General features: G+C 43.5%; 11 protein-coding genes. 8 read left to right on the top strand and 3 right to left on the bottom strand.

From position 1 onward, the window contains the following. A partial coding sequence (locus IKW96_RS07885) for an alpha/beta hydrolase-fold protein (RefSeq protein ID WP_296572860.1) occupies positions 1–996 on the bottom strand: 996 nt, incomplete at its 3' end. Positions 997–1,693: 697 nt separating this feature from the next. On the opposite strand from IKW96_RS07885, the gene IKW96_RS07880 reads away from it, so the two are divergent. The 7 genes from IKW96_RS07880 to IKW96_RS07850 all read left to right on the top strand — a co-directional run bounded on the left by IKW96_RS07880 (position 1,694) and on the right by IKW96_RS07850 (position 12,380). Continuing rightward, the gene (locus IKW96_RS07880; RefSeq protein WP_296572857.1) at positions 1,694–2,371 is read left to right on the top strand and encodes a response regulator transcription factor; all 678 of its coding nucleotides are present in this window, start codon (positions 1,694–1,696) and stop codon (positions 2,369–2,371) included. Beyond that, positions 2,365–3,591: a HAMP domain-containing sensor histidine kinase gene (locus IKW96_RS07875; protein WP_296572853.1), complete on the top strand. Its 1,227-nt coding sequence runs from the start codon at positions 2,365–2,367 to the stop codon at positions 3,589–3,591. Before IKW96_RS07880 ends, IKW96_RS07875 begins: the two co-directional genes overlap by 7 nt. A gap of 211 nt (positions 3,592–3,802) precedes the next feature. Then, the gene (locus tag IKW96_RS07870) at positions 3,803–7,066 is read left to right on the top strand and encodes a glycoside hydrolase family 11 protein (protein ID WP_296572850.1); all 3,264 of its coding nucleotides are present in this window, start codon (positions 3,803–3,805) and stop codon (positions 7,064–7,066) included. A gap of 187 nt (positions 7,067–7,253) precedes the next feature. Further along, positions 7,254–7,631: a GntR family transcriptional regulator gene (locus IKW96_RS07865; RefSeq protein ID WP_296572847.1), complete on the top strand. Its 378-nt coding sequence runs from the start codon at positions 7,254–7,256 to the stop codon at positions 7,629–7,631. After that, the gene (locus IKW96_RS07860) at positions 7,628–8,557 is read left to right on the top strand and encodes an ABC transporter ATP-binding protein (RefSeq protein ID WP_296572844.1); all 930 of its coding nucleotides are present in this window, start codon (positions 7,628–7,630) and stop codon (positions 8,555–8,557) included. The genes IKW96_RS07865 and IKW96_RS07860 overlap by 4 nt, the downstream gene beginning before the upstream one ends. Further along, positions 8,529–10,817, top strand: coding sequence for a hypothetical protein (locus IKW96_RS07855; RefSeq protein WP_296572841.1), 2,289 nt, complete (start codon positions 8,529–8,531; stop codon positions 10,815–10,817). Before IKW96_RS07860 ends, IKW96_RS07855 begins: the two co-directional genes overlap by 29 nt. Before the next feature lie 654 nt (positions 10,818–11,471). Beyond that, the gene (locus tag IKW96_RS07850) at positions 11,472–12,380 is read left to right on the top strand and encodes a calcium-binding protein (protein WP_296572839.1); all 909 of its coding nucleotides are present in this window, start codon (positions 11,472–11,474) and stop codon (positions 12,378–12,380) included. Positions 12,381–12,452: 72 nt separating this feature from the next. On the opposite strand, the gene IKW96_RS07845 is transcribed toward IKW96_RS07850, so the two are convergent. After that, positions 12,453–13,781, bottom strand: coding sequence for an FMN-binding protein (locus tag IKW96_RS07845; RefSeq protein ID WP_296572836.1), 1,329 nt, complete (start codon positions 13,779–13,781; stop codon positions 12,453–12,455). Between the two features lie 90 nt (positions 13,782–13,871). Further along, on the bottom strand, positions 13,872–15,308 hold the full coding sequence (locus tag IKW96_RS07840) for an NPXTG-anchored protein (RefSeq protein ID WP_296572831.1): 1,437 nt from the start codon (positions 15,306–15,308) through the stop codon (positions 13,872–13,874). A 311-nt stretch (positions 15,309–15,619) separates the two neighbouring features. Here IKW96_RS07840 and IKW96_RS07835 point away from each other — a divergent pair, with 311 nt between their 5' ends. Continuing rightward, a complete protein-coding gene (locus IKW96_RS07835) occupies positions 15,620–18,259 on the top strand; it encodes a leucine-rich repeat protein (RefSeq protein ID WP_296572829.1) in 2,640 nt (879 codons plus the stop codon). Positions 18,260–18,353: the final 94 nt, after the last annotated feature.

Genomic DNA, 18,353 nt, shown 5'->3' with positions numbered 1-18,353 from the left:
GTTCTTTGTAAGGATACTGCTGTACTGTGACGGGAAAGTACCAACAACAGAGTCGTTTGTACCGCCTGTGATCATGAATACCTCAGGCTCGGGACCTACGTTTCTGAACTTGAACTCGCTCTCCTGCATACAGCCGGGGTGAGTCATGAATGAATCTGTACCTGGTGTGATACCCGGTGCAGGGCAGGCGCCGCCTACGTAACCGAATACGTCAGGACGCATGATTCCGCAGTAGATAGCCTCACGGCCGCCCATTGAGAAACCTGTGATAGCTGTGTTCTCTCTGCCTTCCTTTACGGAGTAGTTCTCCTTTATAAATGGGAGAAGGCTCTCTGTAACATCGTAGAGGAAGTTGTCGTACTCGGCGCAGGTCTGCTGGTTGATACCGCTCGGACCGCTCATTGTCTTGCTGGTGAACATATTAGGAGTTACAACGATGAACTCCTCAGCCTGACCGCTTGACATAAGACCTGTCATAAGCTCCTGAACGCCCATACCGCTTACCATGTCGTTTTCGCTGCCCATGATACCGTGGAGGACGAACATTACAGGGTATTTCTTGCTTGAATTGTAGTTCGGAGGAAGAATTACGTTGCAGGTCTTCTGCTTGCCTGTGTATTTACACATATAATTCTTCTTCTCTACCTTGCACTGGCTGCTCTTCTCAGCTCCGCTGGGAACAGTTGTGGGCATATCGCCCTTGATCTTGGCGTTGAGACCTGACTGAGCATTACCGCCGCTGCCTGCGTCTGAACCGATGTTTGCTCCGCCGCCGTTAAAGCCGCCTGCAAAACCGCTCCAGTCCTGGCCGCCGCCGTTGCCGCCCCAGTTCATTCCGCCGCCGAAACCTCCGAAGCCGCCCTCTACCTTGCCGCCTGAAATGCTGCCTAAATCAATGTTTCCAACAGCGGCTGAAGCGGAGAACGGTACGCTTGCTGCGATCATCATTGCAGAAACAGTTCCGCTGATGACCTTTTTGAGTGTGTTGATTTCCACTCTGATCACTCCTTTTTATATTATTATAAACAACGTGCCATTCATACAGCATAACAATATTAATGTATCAACGGAAACAGCCAAAGATATTGCATAGCACTGATGCCTCTGCAATAAAGAGGGAATCGGCTGATATCCAAATGCAAAAACGTCACAGGAAACTTCATTAAAAAATGCACCTGAAATGTTCATTATGCCGAATGTATGTCACAATTGTCTAACATCTTCAATGTAAATATACAATACACAGCCCAAAAAGTAAATAAGCTATTAACAAAAGCGCAATATTTGGCAACTAATTAGCAATTTTTGGTCAGAGACTTATAGCAATATTTTGTCATATATCAATGCGTTATGATATTATTTTTACTATTCTGAAAGTACACAATATTATGTTTATTCTCAGCTCAGTAAAAAATATATAATGGACTGCGTAGTTTTTTCTTTAAATTTTATCTGATAAGTGTGGGCGGGGGAAGGCTCATAATTTAAAAGTTGTAATTCTTTTAAGAGTTTAAATATGAAAAAACAAAGCTTCGGCACTTATTATGGCAACGCAATGAAAGGCAGCGGTTTCATTGGCTGTAAAACAAAGATGAAAGTTGAGTGAAAAAAATAGCAAAATGCCGCTTTTTTCAGTTTAATTTCAGATATATGAACTATTATGATAAAAGAAAGACTTCAAGGGGGGATTAACTTGAAAATACTTATTATAGAAGACGAAAAGGTCTTGGCTGACTCGCTGAAGCTAATGCTCCAGTCGAAAGGATTTGAAGCCGAGGCAGTCTATGACGGCGACAGCGGCGAGCAGTATGCTATGCTGAATATCTACGACCTTATAATCCTTGATATCATGCTTCCTGAGAAGAATGGCTATCAGGTGGCAAAAGCTGTCCGCGAAAAGCATAATTCGACTCCTATTCTCATGCTGACGGCCAAATCAGATGTGGAGGACAAGGTACAGGGGCTTAATTCAGGTGCTGACTATTATCTTACAAAGCCGTTTGATGCAAGAGAGCTTCTCGCCTGTGTGAATGCGCTTCTCCGCAGGCAGGGCTCGCAGGTCAATGAGCTCGCTTTCGGAAATACACGCCTTGATATGGAGTCGGCTTCCCTTATCTGCGGTGAGAACAGCGTTAGACTTTCTGCAAGGGAGTTTGAAGTCATGCGTATGCTTATGACAGCAGGTACAAATCATACTTCAAAGGAGAGCCTGCTGACGAAGGTATGGGGCTATGATTCAAATGCGGTCGAGAACCATGTGGAGGTATATGTAGGATTCCTTCGTAAAAAGCTGGCAAGTATCGGCTCTGATGTTCGTATCGAAGCGGTCAGGAGGCTGGGGTATCATCTGGAGTGTGATGAAAAATGCTGAAACGGCTGAGGATAAAATTCATTGCGGTAATAATGAGTATCGTTACCGTTCTGTTCATCGTGATTTTCGGATTTGTTCTTCATCTTACAAAGCAGAATATCGAGCGTGAAAGCGTACAGATGATACGGTCGATGGCGTTTCGGCCAATGATGTCAGCTCAGCTTCGTAAGCCCAACGATAAGCCTGAGCACACGCCTGATAATATCAGACTTCCGTTTTTTACGGTAAATATATCCGAGAGCGGTGAAATCACAGTTGTCGGCGGAGATTATTTCGATCTTACCGATAAGGAACTTCTGCAGAAGCTTGTCAATGCGGTCAACGAAAGTAAAAAAGATACGGGAATATTGCCAGACTACGATCTGAGGTACATGAAAAACGAACGAGGACATATGAAATCCATCGTTTTTGCTGATATATCCAGTGAAAAGGCTATGATAAGGGGGCTTATCAGGAACTCCGTTATTATTGGCCTGATAGGATATGCAGTGTTTTTTCTGATAAGTCTTTTCCTTGCAAAATGGGTGACAAAGCCTGTGGAAAAAACATGGAATGAGCAGAAACAGTTCATAGCAGACGCATCACATGAGCTGAAAACGCCGCTTACCGTTATAATGACAAATGCTGAAATGCTCAGCGATAAGAGCTATTCCGAAAGCGACAGGAACGGCTTTACAAGAAATATCCTGTCAACGTCAAAGCGTATGAGAGGATTGGTCGAAAGCCTTCTGGAGCTTGCAAGGCTTGATAATAACAGAACACGGATAAAGCTTGAAACGGTTGATCTCAGCAAGCTGATAAATGACAGTATACTGCCATTTGAGCCGCTTTTTTATGAGAACGATATGGAGCTTTCGGCTGATATAGATACGGACATCATGGTCGCTGGCGACAGGGACAAGCTGAGACAGGTAGTGAATATCCTGCTGGATAATGCGCTGAAATACTCAGATCCGGCAGATAAAGTCACAGTGAAGCTGAAACGTCATAGTTCGGAATGCATCTTGTCAGTATCCGGTCTTGGAACTCCGCTTTCCAAGGAGGATTGCCAGAATATCTTCAAGCGATTCTATCGTGTGGATCAGGCAAGAAATGACGGCCAGAGTTACGGTCTCGGATTATCTATAGCCGAGAGCATAATCAAGGAACATAACGGAAAAATATGGGCTGAAAGCATGAATAGGCATAACATTTTTTATGTTTCGTTACCTGATCAGTAAAAAGCTTTAGGATTGTGTTGCACAAACTTGCGATATTTTGTATGTGTCGCGTTTTGATTTGTGCCTGATAGGTATGTTGAATAACGTGTTTTTCTGAGTAATCTGTTTTTACCCGAAAATTCGCAATAAAATACTTGATTTTATTTCACAAATAGTGTATAATTTGTATAATATTATGGGTATCCGTTAAGGGTGCATGGGAGGAATTATTATGAGGAAACACACAAAAGGCTTTTTATCCGCTATTATTTCAGCGGCATTGTGTACAGCAAGCATACCGCTTAATGTGGTCAATGCAGATATCATTATCGACCATGATTGCAGCGGTATCGACAAGGGCTACTACTTTGAGATAGCAAATAATGATAAGGACAGTCAGCCCGAATTCATGCTCATGCCCGGAGGCAACTATAAGTGCAGCTGGGATAACGATGAGGATTTTTCAGCCGGAAGAGCTTTGAAATTCGCTTCACCGGTCGAATATTCAGAACTGGGAGCCATAAGTTACAAATACTGGAAGCGAATAGATTTGGAGAGCTTCAGCGCTGATGAAAAGTCGTATGTGAGATTCGGCGTAAGGCTCCACAATTCAAAGGGCGACGTATTTGACATACTTGAAATCGACTCTTCTCCTGATAAGAAGAGCATTACAGAAAAGCAGGGCGGATACAAGAAAATAGGAACTCTTGCTTCAAAAGAGGTACTTAACGATTACAGCGTATTAGGTCCCACAGACGGAGAATCTATTGATGTGGCATATAGTCTTTATGTGCGCGGGAATGAGGACGGTAAGGGCAGTACCTTCCTGTGCCGCAGGGACGAGCCTATGGATGTGAATAACGATATCGAGGATCAGAGAAGAATAAATATCAACGAGAAGCTGGACGCTATAGCTGCGGCAGGCTACGACCTCGGAGAGATAACGGACATCGGTCTTTTCCTGGAAAGCTCTTATTCCAAGGGCGAGGCTACGGTATACACGTATGATATTTCTATAGAGAATATGCCCGAGATAGCTCCCGACGAGTATGAAGACGCGTCGTCTCCGCTTATCATAAAGGATTACGATTACGGAGCACGTACAGGCTATTATTACGGAATGGACAGCAGATTCTCCGATGACAAGATGGAAGTCATTGCTCCGTCCTGTTTTAAGGCTGAATGGGATTCAAGGGAAAACGAGTACAACAACGATCCGTATTTTGAGCGCGGAAAGCAGTACGAAAGCGGACAGTCCTACAAGGCTGTCTCGGGTTCTTCTATGGAGTATACCATGAATTTCGACGCTGAGGGCGATTTTTCGGTAAGTACCGTTGCTAAGTTTTCAAGTATTGAAATGCCGGAATACTACCTGTTTAACGAATTCTATATCGTAGACGCCTGCAGCAGAAACTGGGTGCCGTCGGAAAGGGCTGAAAAGATAGGAGAATTCAGTGCGGAAGGTACGGAATACGACGTTTATGACGGTTCAGTCGGTATGATCGGCACAGGCAAGGCGAGATTTACGAGAAAGTATTACTTTATCAGCAAGGACGCTGAGGCAAACGGAATAAAAGGAACAGTTACTGCAAAGCATGATATGGCTCCGTATATGGAGTATGTTTACGATAAGGGTGATCCTATCGGCTGTCCCGATATTCTTGTGGCTCAGTTGAACGGCGGTGTGTCCAAGGGAACCGCAGATCTTGTAAAGTGCGATGTAACTTTCCCTGATTTTGCCGCAGACAGCGGTGAGTTTGAAAGAGAGACAAGAAGGATAGACAGCAGCCGTTTTCTCAATGATATCTGTGTGAATGGTCTTGTTTACGGCAAAAACGGCGATCCTATGACTATGAAGGGCTATGCAGGCGAGGATATAAACTGCAGCTGGGGACGTTATACAGCTCCTGCATTTTCGTCAGGCGATTACGAATATTCCCGTAATTTCTATGTCGGACTCAAGGATATCATGGACGAGAACAGGAAGTACGGCGTCAGAAACAATGAAAGCCTTCTCGTTAATTACTGCGTCAGCATGGGTGACATAACAGCGGTAAAGGAAGACCATTACTGGAGCGCAGGTGCAAGGATAAGTTGCTACAACGAAAAAGCAATGTTCGGAACAGCTTCTTCTGATGAATATGACGGCTGTGAGATCATCGTCGCTGATAAATGGGACGGAGAACTTACAGGCGTAAAGAGTGCCTGCCGCGATCCTCAGGAGGTCGGCGTTATCGAATCAAACGGCGTGAAATACGACGTTATCCTTACTCTTCCTGAGGTAAAGAATGATAATTTCCAATTTGTGCTCCTCAAAAGGCAGAAACAGCTTGAGTCGGTTCCCGGGAAAGAAAACTGCTATGCAGGCACTATAGATGCTGCAGATATCACCAGAAAGCTGGGCGGACTCGGTATCGAGACATATGACATATGGGACGCATTTTTCTCGCTGGAGGTCTATGGCAACGAAGGCACGGCTGTGATCAATTCGGCAGCTGTCGAGAAGGTGAATAAGAAGAAAGTTATTTACACTGATGACGATCTGAATTGTCTCAGCGATTTCGTACTCGGCAAAACATCTGATATCCCCGCTGGAAAGGATTACGACCTTAACGGTGACGGAAAATGGGATATATATGATATCTGCCTTATGAGAAAAGAGATTGTCAATAAGCTTTCTCTGGAGTATGTTGAACCTGATAACCGTAATGGTTTTGTATCGTTCTATGATGTTGTGGGAGATGAAGTAAAACTTTACCGCGGTCCTGATAAAAGTTATGAAGCTGTTGCTTCTATCCCCGCAGGAACACAGATCAGAGAGATCGGTTTTCAGGATATAAAAGATGTGTGGTTCTTTACTGAATACAACGGACAGTATGGCTGGGTAAATTTAAACGAAGGAGTCGATCCTGTTTCCGCAGGCTTCAACTGGGGCAAACCTGTGATATACCTTTATCCGGAGGAGGAGACCGACGTTCACGTTGAGCTTGAACTGACTTCTTCAGACCTTTATACTACCTATCCCAAGTACAACAACGGCTGGGATGTGACAGCATACCCCGACGGTTCACTTCTCAACAAGGCAGACGGCACACATCACAAGTATCTTTTCTGGGAAAGCGTTAACGCACGTACAAGATTTGATTACTCGAAGGGTTTCTGCGTCGCAGGAAGCGATACAGAGAGCTTCCTCAAGGAAAAGCTTACATATATGGGCCTTACGGAAGAAGAAATGAACGAGTTTATCGTATACTGGCTGCCGCTTATGGAGCATAATGCGTATAATCTCATCACATTCCAGGGCGACCTTTATACGGAAGCAGCAAAGCTTGACATCACACCTGCGCCTGACAGTATGCTTCGCATATTTATGGCGTATATTCCGCTTGAAAATGCAGTCGATGTTGAACCGCAGCAGCTTGAGACCTTTGAAAGAAAGGGCTTTACAGTTGTTGAATGGGGCGGCACCAGAGTACAGGATAAAAATATGATTTAAGGCGATCCCTTAGAATAACAGTTAAAAGCTCCGATTTATGATCGGAGCTTTTTTGTGATTAATGAAACGGATAATGCAAGTAAAAAAATTGAAAAGAGTATTGACAAACGGAAAAAGATGTGATATTATATGAGTGTAACAAGTGTGCTACTCGGCATAGTACACATAACACAGAAAGGAGCTGCTTATGTTTTCAATTGACCTGACAAGCCGAATACCCATATATGAGCAGATATATCAGAAGATCGTCATGCTTATCCTTAACGGGACACTTGCAGAGAATGACCAGCTTCCGAGTGTAAGATCGCTTGCTAAATCCACAGGAGTCAATCCGAATACTGTTTCAAAAGCCTATCAGGAGCTCGAACGCAATGGTGTGATATATTCTGTTCCGGGCAGGGGAAGTTTTGTTTCTGCACAGAATTTTGATGAGTTCCGCAAAAAGGTAATGATCGATTTCGATGCTACCGTGAATGAGGCTTTTGAAAGAGGAATATCCCCCGAGGATCTTAAAGCAAGGATCGACACATTATTTTTATCTTACAGAAAGGAAGATCGAATATGATTGAACTGAAAAATACAGTAAAGAAATTCGACGGGTTTACTGCTCTTGACGCTGTCGATCTCACTATAGAAAAGGGTACTGCTTTTGGTCTGCTCGGTTCAAACGGTGCGGGAAAGTCGACTATACTCAGACTTATTTCGGGTATTTACGCTCCCGAATCGGGAGAAGTCCTCATTGACGGCGAAAGTGTTTTTGACAATGTTAACGCAAAACAGAAAGTTTTCTTCATAAACGATGAGACGATTCAATTCGGAAGCTTTACACTGAAAAAGCTTAAAGACTACTATAAGGACTACTATAAGTCTTTTTCGGATGAAATGTTTGAAGCTCTCCGCAAAAAGACAGGTCTTCCCCTCGATAAGAAGATAAATACTTTTTCAAAGGGCATGAAGCGTCAGGCTATAGTTATAATCGGACTTGCCTGCTGTACGGATTATCTTCTGCTTGACGAGGCGTTTGACGGACTTGACCCGACAATGCGTATAATCGTAAAGAAAATGCTTGTTGACGCAATGCTCGACCGCAAGCTCACTGCAATAATCTCATCACATAATCTCAAAGAGATAAACGAGGTCTGCGATACAGCTGCTCTGCTTCACAACGGAAAAATAGTTTTCTCGCGTGATATCGACGATGTAAAGGGCAGCGTGCATAAGATACAGGTCGTATTCAGCAGGAATGAGGACGGTACGGTCGCAGATTATAAAAAGGAAGACTTTGTTCAGGACGGAATAGAGATACTTCACTATGAGCAGAGCCAGAGTATATGCTTCATAATCGCTAAGGGCGACATAGAGGCTATCAAGGCGTCCCTTGTGCCAAAGCATCCTATGCTTACAGAAGTAATACCGCTCACACTTGAAGAAATATTTATCTATGAACTGGAGGTGCTCGGATATGACAGCAGCGACAACATCACCGAATAAGAAAAAAAGCTTCTTTTCTGTACGTCTTAAAAGCAGGTTTTCGCAGGATATGAAGCTGCTTATAACTAATATGGTTTTTCAGCTTCTGTGTCTTCCCGTTCTTATGGGAGTACTGCTGAGAGAGATGTATATCGACGAAAATAATATCCCGGGCGGCTCTGAAAGTCTGCCGTTTGTGATCATAGCGGTAATTTCGCTCATGCTCAGCATTTCACTGGGATTTGTTATTCCTATGATGAATTTCCGCTATCTCTACAATAAATCCCTTGTGGACATGAACTATTCACTGCCGCTCAGCAACCGTCAGCGTTTCTTTGCGGATTACATTTCGGGACTTGTTGTATATATCGTTCCCTTGCTTGTAGGTATCGCAATTGCTGCGATAGAACTGCTTATCGGTTCGGCATTTATAGATATGCACGAGTTCTTTGATTACATCCCGCTTGTCCTGAAGATCACTTCCATAGCGATACTCGGCATGATAATGCAGTATTCCCTTGCGGTATTTGCCATAAGCTTCGCAGGCAGTACTTTTGAGGCTTTGTTCAGCATAGCGGCTGTAAATATCATGATCCCCTCATTTATAAGCCTTACATGGGAAAACATCGTCAAGGCTGCACATTTCGGACTTGACAGCAGCTCTATCGTCAAGAACTTTACCTTCTTTACAACAAGTCCCGCAGGCATTTTCGGATATATCATATACTTCCTTAACATCAGCGAACGTTCTCCTTATGATGTTTTAATCGACGGAAAAGAGAGATTACCCTTATTCGTGAATTCAAGCTATTCAGGTTTTATGCTGAGAGCTCTGCTTTTTACAGCCTTTATCGTTATGGTGACTTATCTGCTTTATAAGCACCGCAAGGCAGAGGACGTTTCAAAGCCGTATGTTTACAAGGGATTCTATTATGCAATAATGTCTGTTACTATATATTGCATCGTTTCTCTGATGAATATGACAGACTTTTCAAACAGACTGATCGCCGCTCTTATCATAAGCGGAATAATCTGGTTCGTTATGGAGGTCATCAGACGCCGCGGCTTCAGACGCTTCTGGACTGCAGTGGTCGGCTTTGCTGCGGCAAGTGCTGCCGTAATAGGGGTGATAAAGGTCATTGATGTTACCAATGGTCTCGGAAGAGCAAAGTACGTTCCTTCAGTCTCATCTGTCACTGATATGGAGATCAATCTGAGCGGAAGAAATGAAGTCCTGGACGTTAAAAAACGCTTTTTGAGCGATAAGCAGCTGATAGGCGATATTGTCGAGTTTAACAGGGAGGTCGTTGACAGGCATTTTCATCACGATAAGTATGAATATGAGCTCTCTGAGATAAAATACGGCGAAGAAAATAAACACCCGTATCAATATACTCCGGATCCTTATTATTCCTATGACGGGGAGTGGATAAAAATAACCTATTATACAAGGAGCGGAGCAGCTATTGTTCGCCGATATTACGTTCCGACAGCAATGCTCACTGATTTTGCCTGTGATCTGTATACAAGCGAAGAGTTTGCAGAACAGATAACAGGTGAGCTGTACAGGTACAGCCTGCATAAGAAACGCGGTTTATATACCGATTACGCATATAATCCTGAAGAAGCGGAATACAGTATTATCAGACTCGCTGATAAGAGAGGCGGAGTAAAGGAGGAGTTGCTTTCTGTTGAATACGGAAAGGAATTCTTTGAAGCTTTACGTATGGACATGACTGCAATGACGCCTGAGGAGCTGAAGAATTCCGAATACTATTGCAGCCTGGAAGGCCTGATAATTAATTCTGCGTGTCATAATGCTGTTGCGTTCATGGAAGATCATGGTATAAAATACAAAAATACATCAAAAGAAACGATATATCAGATGGATCGTGATAACAATTATATAACGATAGTTTCAGACCCCGAGTATTTGTTTCCTGTTCAGGCATTCAGTGATTCCAATTTTATCAGCGGATATTATAGAGACTATGATTCCGAGGATCTATGCGACTGTATAAAGCTTGACCGTATCCTCAGCCTTGGTATAAACAGAGACCGCATTTTTTATGATTACAGCATAAAAAGAATTGTGGATTATGACAATGCGGAAGCAGTTGAAAAGCTTCTTGATATAGCTACACCGATCGTTATTGATGAAAAAGTGATCGCAGAGGTACAGTTGGCCCAATCAACGCTTTATGTTACAGACCGTCCGGGCAATCGCGAGATCGTTGAAGAAGCAGAAGAAACTATGAGAATGGTCAACGTAAAGAATTGAGAGGCTGTAATGCTAATCAGGAGTTTTTAGATAAAAAACACTGCTCATGAACAAAAGAAATCAAAAAAGCCGATATTTCCTGAAATGTGAAATATCGGCTTTTGATGTTTTAGTCAGTTATGTAATCATTTGACTTTTTTAGTATTATGTATTCAATTTGGTTTGCTCTTTAATAAATTGAAAGTTTATAACCTTTTGTTAAAATGCATGTATATATTAATTATATTAATTGAATTCAGACGTTTACAATTGTTTACAGCTCGAAAAGCTACTTTTTCAACAAAAAATGGGGTAGCTTTTTTATGCTGAATATTAATAATGTGGAAAGTAATAAAAAATATTGACTTTCTTTCCGCCTTGCAATATACTTATAGTGTATCAGAAAATCATGATATAAGGGAGGCTAAAATGGGATATTATTTGTACGATAAAAGCGGTCAGAAAGCTGATACACTTATCATTGGGTGAGCTGACGATCATTCTGGCAATGATATTCCTCAGCCGTCATAAAAGTTATGGGAACCGTTTTTATACAATGGCAGTACATTGGCGCAGTTCAGATAAGTCAGAGGATAAATAAAAAGCTTTATTCTGAAATACTGCAAAAAAGAGACAATTTAATTTATCACAAATCAAAAAGGAGTATAATGGCTAATGAAAAAGATACTTAATAAGATCACTTTAAGTTTGTTATCATCAGTGATAATATTGCCGAATATGATATCAGGCAATGTGTTTTCAGCAGGAAATGCTAATGGAACAGCTCCGATAATCGGTACAAACGGCAGTGAAACTGTAAACGGAACTTCCGGAGATGACATAATTGATGGTCTGGCTGGAGACGATTTCCTTTGCGGTTTTGATGGCGAAGATACGTACATTTTCGGAAAGGGTTATGGCAATGACTCTGTTAATGAGTGGGGCAGCGATCACAGCTTTATTGTTTTCAATGATGTTGATTCTGATGAGATCTCAACTTCGATTGACAGCTCATATTCATTGGTAATATCTGTAAAAGGTACAAAGGATTCTGTCAAGATCAGCAGCTGGGCATGGTCAGCTTCAACATATACACTGATATTTGCAGACGGAGCAGAAGGCTATATACAAAAGGGCACAAATGAGCTCGTTCTTACAAAGGAGCCGGGGGCTGTTGAAGAAGAAACAGTTGATCCTGTAGAAGAGGAGCCCGTTGCTCCTGTAGAGGAGGAGCCGGTTGATCCTGTAGAGGAGGAGCCCGTTGCCCCTGTAGAGGAGGAACCCGTTGCTCCTGTAGAGGAGGAGCCCGTTGACCCTGTAGAGGAGGAACCTGTTGCTCCTGTAGAGGAGGAGCCCGTTGCCCCTGTAGAAGAGGAGCCGGTTGATCCTGTAGAGGAGGAGCCCGTTGCCCCTGTAGAGGAGGAACCCGTTGATCCTGTAGAAGAGGAGCCTGTTGCCCCATCCGAAACAGAGACTATTGAAGTAGGAAATGACGATCCTGTTGAAGAAGAGAACGCTGATCCGGCAGAACCGGTTATTGACAAGGGTTCGGACGAAGATACTGTTACATTTGAAGTTGGCTGAGATATGTGATATTAGAGCATAATTATGCCAAAAAGCCGATGCATTGCATCGGCTTTTTTCTTTTCACATTGTTTAGTTCATTGCTTGTTCAAGAGCATTTCTTGCGGCTTCGATGATACCGTTTGAGCTGTACGTAGCGCCTGAGCAGGCGTCAACTCCGTCAGCGCTGAGGCTGCTTTTTATCTGAGGTATCACCTTATTCACAGCATCGCCGAAATAGTCGGGATCGTCAGCGTCGGCAGTTGCCGAAATTGCAGTGATAACATCATTTTCAACTGTGATGGAAACGTGGACTTTTCCGTCATAGCCCTCGCCTGTACCCTCAAAAGTACCGTTCCTGAAGCGGCTGTTCTGCTGCGGAGTTTCTTCCGGTTCAGCTTCTGCAGGCTGTTCGTTCTGGGTTTCAGCTTCGTTGGTTGGCTCTGTAGTTTCAGCGGTTGTAGTTTCAGTGCTTTTTTCGCTTTTATCGGAAGTTGTTGCAGTTGTCGCGGTTGACTTTGCTGTTGCAGTCGTTTTTGATGTGGAAGCTGTGGAGATAGCTGTTGTTTCTGTAGGAGCCTGTTCGTTTTCGGGAGTTTCAAATGTCGAGCTTGCCGATGTGCTGACAGGCTTTGACTTAACATTTGTGTTACGTGAAACAACTCCGCAGAGACATATGGGGAGAATAAAAGCACAGGCACAAACTGCATTCGGAATGAGCTTTGAGGCGTTTTCTTTTCTGGAAAGATAATACTTTCTCAGTCTGAGTACAGCGTAACCGATGAATACTGCACTGTATACGAGAACGCTGAGGAAATAGCCCTCTCTGCCTTTCTGAGCCTTCGGAACAAAAAGTACCATGATATGAATGTATATCATCGCATAGAAGAGATAAGCGAAGCGCTGTATCTTCTTCCATGTTTTTGCGTCCATTTTCTTACGGACAGCCTTGAAGGACATTACAGTCAGCGGTACCATTATCAGTGTCATTGCAGCCGATAAAACAAAGGTTATGACGAAGTCCCTGAAAGCGCCGCCGCTGCCTGTCCTGCCGTTTATGAGGCTTGACACATATCTCATACCGAATGTAACTATGTGCGAAAGTGTGAGCACAGCGGCAGTTATGGAAAGCTCTCCTCTTATGGGCATGAGCTTTTTTATGGGAGCCGAGCCGTTGGGAAGAGCTCCTGTAAACATTACGACTGCCCAGAAAGCAGCTCCGAGAGCTCCGCGTGAGAACATACCCAAAACGTTATCTCTCACAAAGCTGTTGTTTATGGTGATATCGGACTGTGCTGCTACAATAGAAGCAGCTGTGAGAACAGCAGCCGCGACATAGAATATCACGGGGCGCCTTTTAAGCTGCTTATTGAGGATAAATGCTGTAAAAAGCGCAATTAGAAGTGAAATGATAAATAACATATATTATTACAACCTTTCAGCAATTGACCCCCGAGCCGCAAAAGCTACAGGGGTCAGCTGCATTAAATTTATCTGTCAGGAAACGAAATATCAGTCGTTTTGCTTTCTGAGCGCAAAAGCTGCAGCTCCTGCAATAGTGAGAAGCGCTAAAGGCAGAGCCATTCCGTTTACGCCTGTTTTCGGACTGTTTGAAGAAGATGATGTGGTTTTTGCAGCTGTTGTTGAAGCTGCCTTCGTGGTAGTTGCTGCAGCAGCTGCTTCATTATTGACTTCAAAGCTGTATGGTGCATTATAGCCTGTTGAGTTGAGAGTGACAGTGTAAGTACCGCAGTTTTCAAATACCTTTGCTTCGCTTACTGTAGCATTGAGGTCGATAGAACCGTCCTCTTTGAAGAGCTTGATACCCTTGCTGCCTGTTGCTTTGTAAGAAGTTCCGTTTATATCAACAGTAGCAAGGTTACTGATGAAGTTTGCAGCGTCATCGGCAGTAAAACCGTCAGTGGCTGTGAGCTTTCCGTCTGCGAACTTTACGGGGATATCATTTGTGGTAAGCAGGAACTGAGCAGTCATGGGAGCATATTTGCCGCTTTCATCGTTAACGGTTACGTTATACTTACCGGGCTTTGCATTTGTATAGCTTACCTCTGTTTCGGTAGCTGTGAGTCCCTCGTCTGTACTGATGACCTTCTTGTAGTCCTCGGGAAAGCCTGTGATCGAAAGGGCTGTTCTGCCTGTGCCTGCGGAAGCGTCCTCAGCCTTGACTTCGCCTGCAAATCTGATAGGAAGGTAATGCTCGCCGACATTTACAGTGGTATATCCGTCAAGTGTGATAAATGTTACCGAGGTCACTGTCTTGCCCATTGAGCTTGCGTAGTTTTCGTATTTTACATGGTTTCCGTGGTATTCTACAGTCTTTATGCCTGCCGACCATGCATAAGACCCCGATCTCCAGATGTTTTCGAGATGACGCATAGCGTAATGGTCGTTTTCCTTTGTGTTGATTATTACGCCGTAAAGAACGGTATTCTCCGGATAGCCTGCTACCTTGATCTGATAGTCGCCGTAATAGCTGTTTGTTGAAACTGTTGCAGAGCCGTCAACTGTCTGCTCGCCGTTTGTGTCAACGAGCTTCGATACGCTGAGAGAATCGCCTGAAAGGGATACTTCCTTGTATGCTGTTGGCTTGCTGTCAAGGGGAGAGAAGTCATACTTTTCCTTGAGAGCATCAACGTCGGCTGATGATACTTCAACCGGGAATTTTACGCCGAGGATAGTTCCGTTGCCGTTGTTGTATGTTCCCTCAACGATCTCGCCTGCGCCGTTCATGCCCCACTTGCCCTTTGTGGTCGCGGAGGAAACAGCGTCAACAGTGTATGCGTCCTCTATCTCTGCCTTGTAGAATTCGGCATATGGTATGTTCATGGTACCGTATACCTTTTCGTTGTCCGCAGCAGATGCCGATAAAGGCGAAGCTGCAAGAGCTGCCATACAGACTGCTGTACTCAATAGTGTACTAAGTTTTTTCATTTGTCAAAATACTCCTTTTGTTAGTGTAATGTCGTGTAAAAAAATTATACAGACTAAGTATATTTTACAACAAATGGTGGCTTGTGTCAATGTGAGTTTTTAATAACATAAATAATTAAAGAACGTCAATTTTTAGTCAAACAATGTATGGCATTGCCTGATACATTGGGACTGCATAACGTTTTGCGCCAAATATGTATCAAATATTACGGGATTGTAAATTTTGACAAAAGAATATTGCGAAAAATCCGCATTTGTGCTATGATATCTTAAAGTCGCAAGACTTAATGATAATAAAAGGAGTAATTACTATGAAAATCAAAAAAATCATCGCAGCTGTTACGTCACTTGCGCTCATTGGGGGAGCGTATCCTGCAACTTCAAACACGGACATACTTATCACAGCCTGTGCAGATGAAGAAACAACCGTATCGACTGAAAAAGAAGTATCCGCAGAAGCTGACAAGGGGGAAAAGGCTTCGGAGAAGAGCGGAGAAAAAACTGTAACACCTGAGAGCAAGGACAAAAACGATACTGAAACTGCCGAGGTGGGCGACATTGAGGAGCCCGAAGAAGAATGCTCCGCAGTATTCGAGACTGAGGAAACGGTCGGCGGGGTTAAAATAATGCGCGTTACCGGCATAAAGGGAGACACTCTCGTTATCCCTGCTGAGATAGACGGCAAGCCCGTTGTTAGTGTTGAAGATGACGCCTTTAACCGTTCCCCTGAACTGCCCCAAAATGTGGTAAATCTGAAAATAGAAGCAAGCTTACCTGCGCTTTACGGCGAGCAGTTTCTTTTTTTCAATTCGCTTGAGAATATTGAGATAGGCGAGGGCTTAGAGACTCTGGACATCTCTATTTTCAGTTCTTCCAAAGAAACCCTCAGATCCCTAAAGCTCCCCGACAGCCTCAGAGATATACGCAATAGGAACGTTAGTTATTTCAGCAAGCTTGAAGACGTCACCTTAGGAAAGGGACTGGTATCTATCGGCGATTATGCCTTTTGGAACTGTCCGATAGAGTCCATTGAGCTTCCCGACAGTGTTGAATATATTGGTCATAGTGCATTTATGGGCTGTTCCATAAAGTCACTTACCCTTCCGGACAAGCTTGCGAGCATAGGAGAAAGGGCATTTGCGTTATGTGATGAGCTTGAATATGTAAAATTCGGTTCAGGTCTGAAAAGACTGGATTATTCCCGTGTGTTTGAGAATGATTTCAACCTTAAGACCGTAGAGTTTAACGAAGGCCTGGAGACTATCGGCAATGAAGCTTTCAGGAAATGCTATTTACTTAGCAAGATAAATCTGCCTTCCACGCTTGAAAAGATAGAAGAGATGGCGTTTGATTGTACAAGTATTGCGGAGGTAGTTATTCCTGCATCCGTTAAAGAGATAGGCGCGTATGCATTCACATATATGCCCGATAAGGAAAAGGACGTGGTGCTGACAGAAGGCAGCAATACCGTCATCATACCTGCAAACGACGCGGAAACAAGCATTACCGTTCTTAGCACCGACTGTAAATTTTCGGGAAATAATGTAGTGTTCGGTCTTGATGAATATGACGTGCTCTACGGCTATGAGGGCTCTACTGCCGAGAATTATGGTAAGTTAGACGGCAGGATCCAGTTCATAAAGCTTGTGAAGCATGACGAAAGCATGAAGCTCAAGGAATTCATTCCCGAATTCAATCTGTACAAACTAAACGACCATACAGTAGTTTTCCCTGCGGAGGTTGACGGCAAGCCCTTCACAAAGCTCGTATGGGACAGCAGCCTTAAGGATACCTATGACTTTACAGGGATCAATACAATAATTGTCGAGGGCAACGTAAGAGATCTGGATTACAGCGTATTTGCGGACTTCCCCGACGTTGCACACATAATTATAGGCGAGGGTATCAGAAGTATCGGCAAAGACGACCTGGAAAAATGCAGGAAAACGTTAAAGACAATAAAGCTTCCCGACAGCCTTGAGACCATAGAAGAATTCGCATTCATTAATTTTGACAAGCTTTCGGCTGTTGAGCTCGGAAACGGAATTAAAAGTATCGGAGACTATGCTTTTGATAGCTGTGCCTTTCTTTCCTCTGTAACTTTTCCCGATGGCCTCAGGACTATAGGCATAGGCGCTTTTGAGAGGTGCTATAATCTTATCTCGGTAAATATTCCCGACAGCCTCAGAACCATAGACGGAGGAGCTTTCAGAGACTGCTATAACCTTGAAGAGGTAAAATGCGGCTCAAATCTTGTAAGTATAGGCAAAAATGCTTTTGATGGGGATTATAACCTTAAAAAAGTGACTCTGAATGAAGGACTTAAAGAGCTTGGAGAGAGTGCTTTTAATAATTGCTGCCTCCTCGAAGAGGTGAATATACCTAACACGCTTAAACGGATAGAGACAGGCACGTTTAATGAAACAAGCATATATGACCTTGTTATTCCCGAAGGCGTGGAATTCATCGACAGCAATGCATTCAGTTTCTTACAGTCGAAAGACGGTGACAAAGAAAAAACTGTTTTTAACTATGATGGTTCGGAGCTCAAGGAAGCTACTATAGTTATACCGAAGAAGACAAAGGAACTTAACATAACGATACTCAATCCCGAATGTGTGCTTAAGGGCACTCCCTTCGACGGAGAGATAGACAAGATATACTGCTATAATAACTCGACTGCAATGAAATTATACAACATTTATGAATTGGAATTCCTTGATACCATGGGCGACGTAAATGAGGACGGTCAGGTGGATATGGCAGACGCCGTGCTCATCATGCAGGCTCTTGCAAATCCCAATAAGTACGGACTGAACGGCACAGATCCCCGCCACATCACAGAGAATGGTGTTAGAAACGGAGACGTTGATCAGGATTCACCCGGACTTACTCCTAATGACGCCCTTAGAATTCAGGAATACCTTCTCGGTATGCGCGAGAATTTTTAAATTAATGTATTGATAATATAATGAACGCGGCAGCTAAACAGCTGCCGCGTTTGGTAACAAATTACGCATTATGAAAAATGAGCAACTGAAATGA

It is taken from the genome of Ruminococcus sp. (assembly GCF_017549005.1).
Lineage (GTDB): Bacteria > Bacillota > Clostridia > Oscillospirales > Ruminococcaceae > Ruminococcus.
The sequence above is the reverse complement of the archived record's forward strand: the minus strand, read 5'-3'. Positions and strand labels throughout refer to the sequence as shown.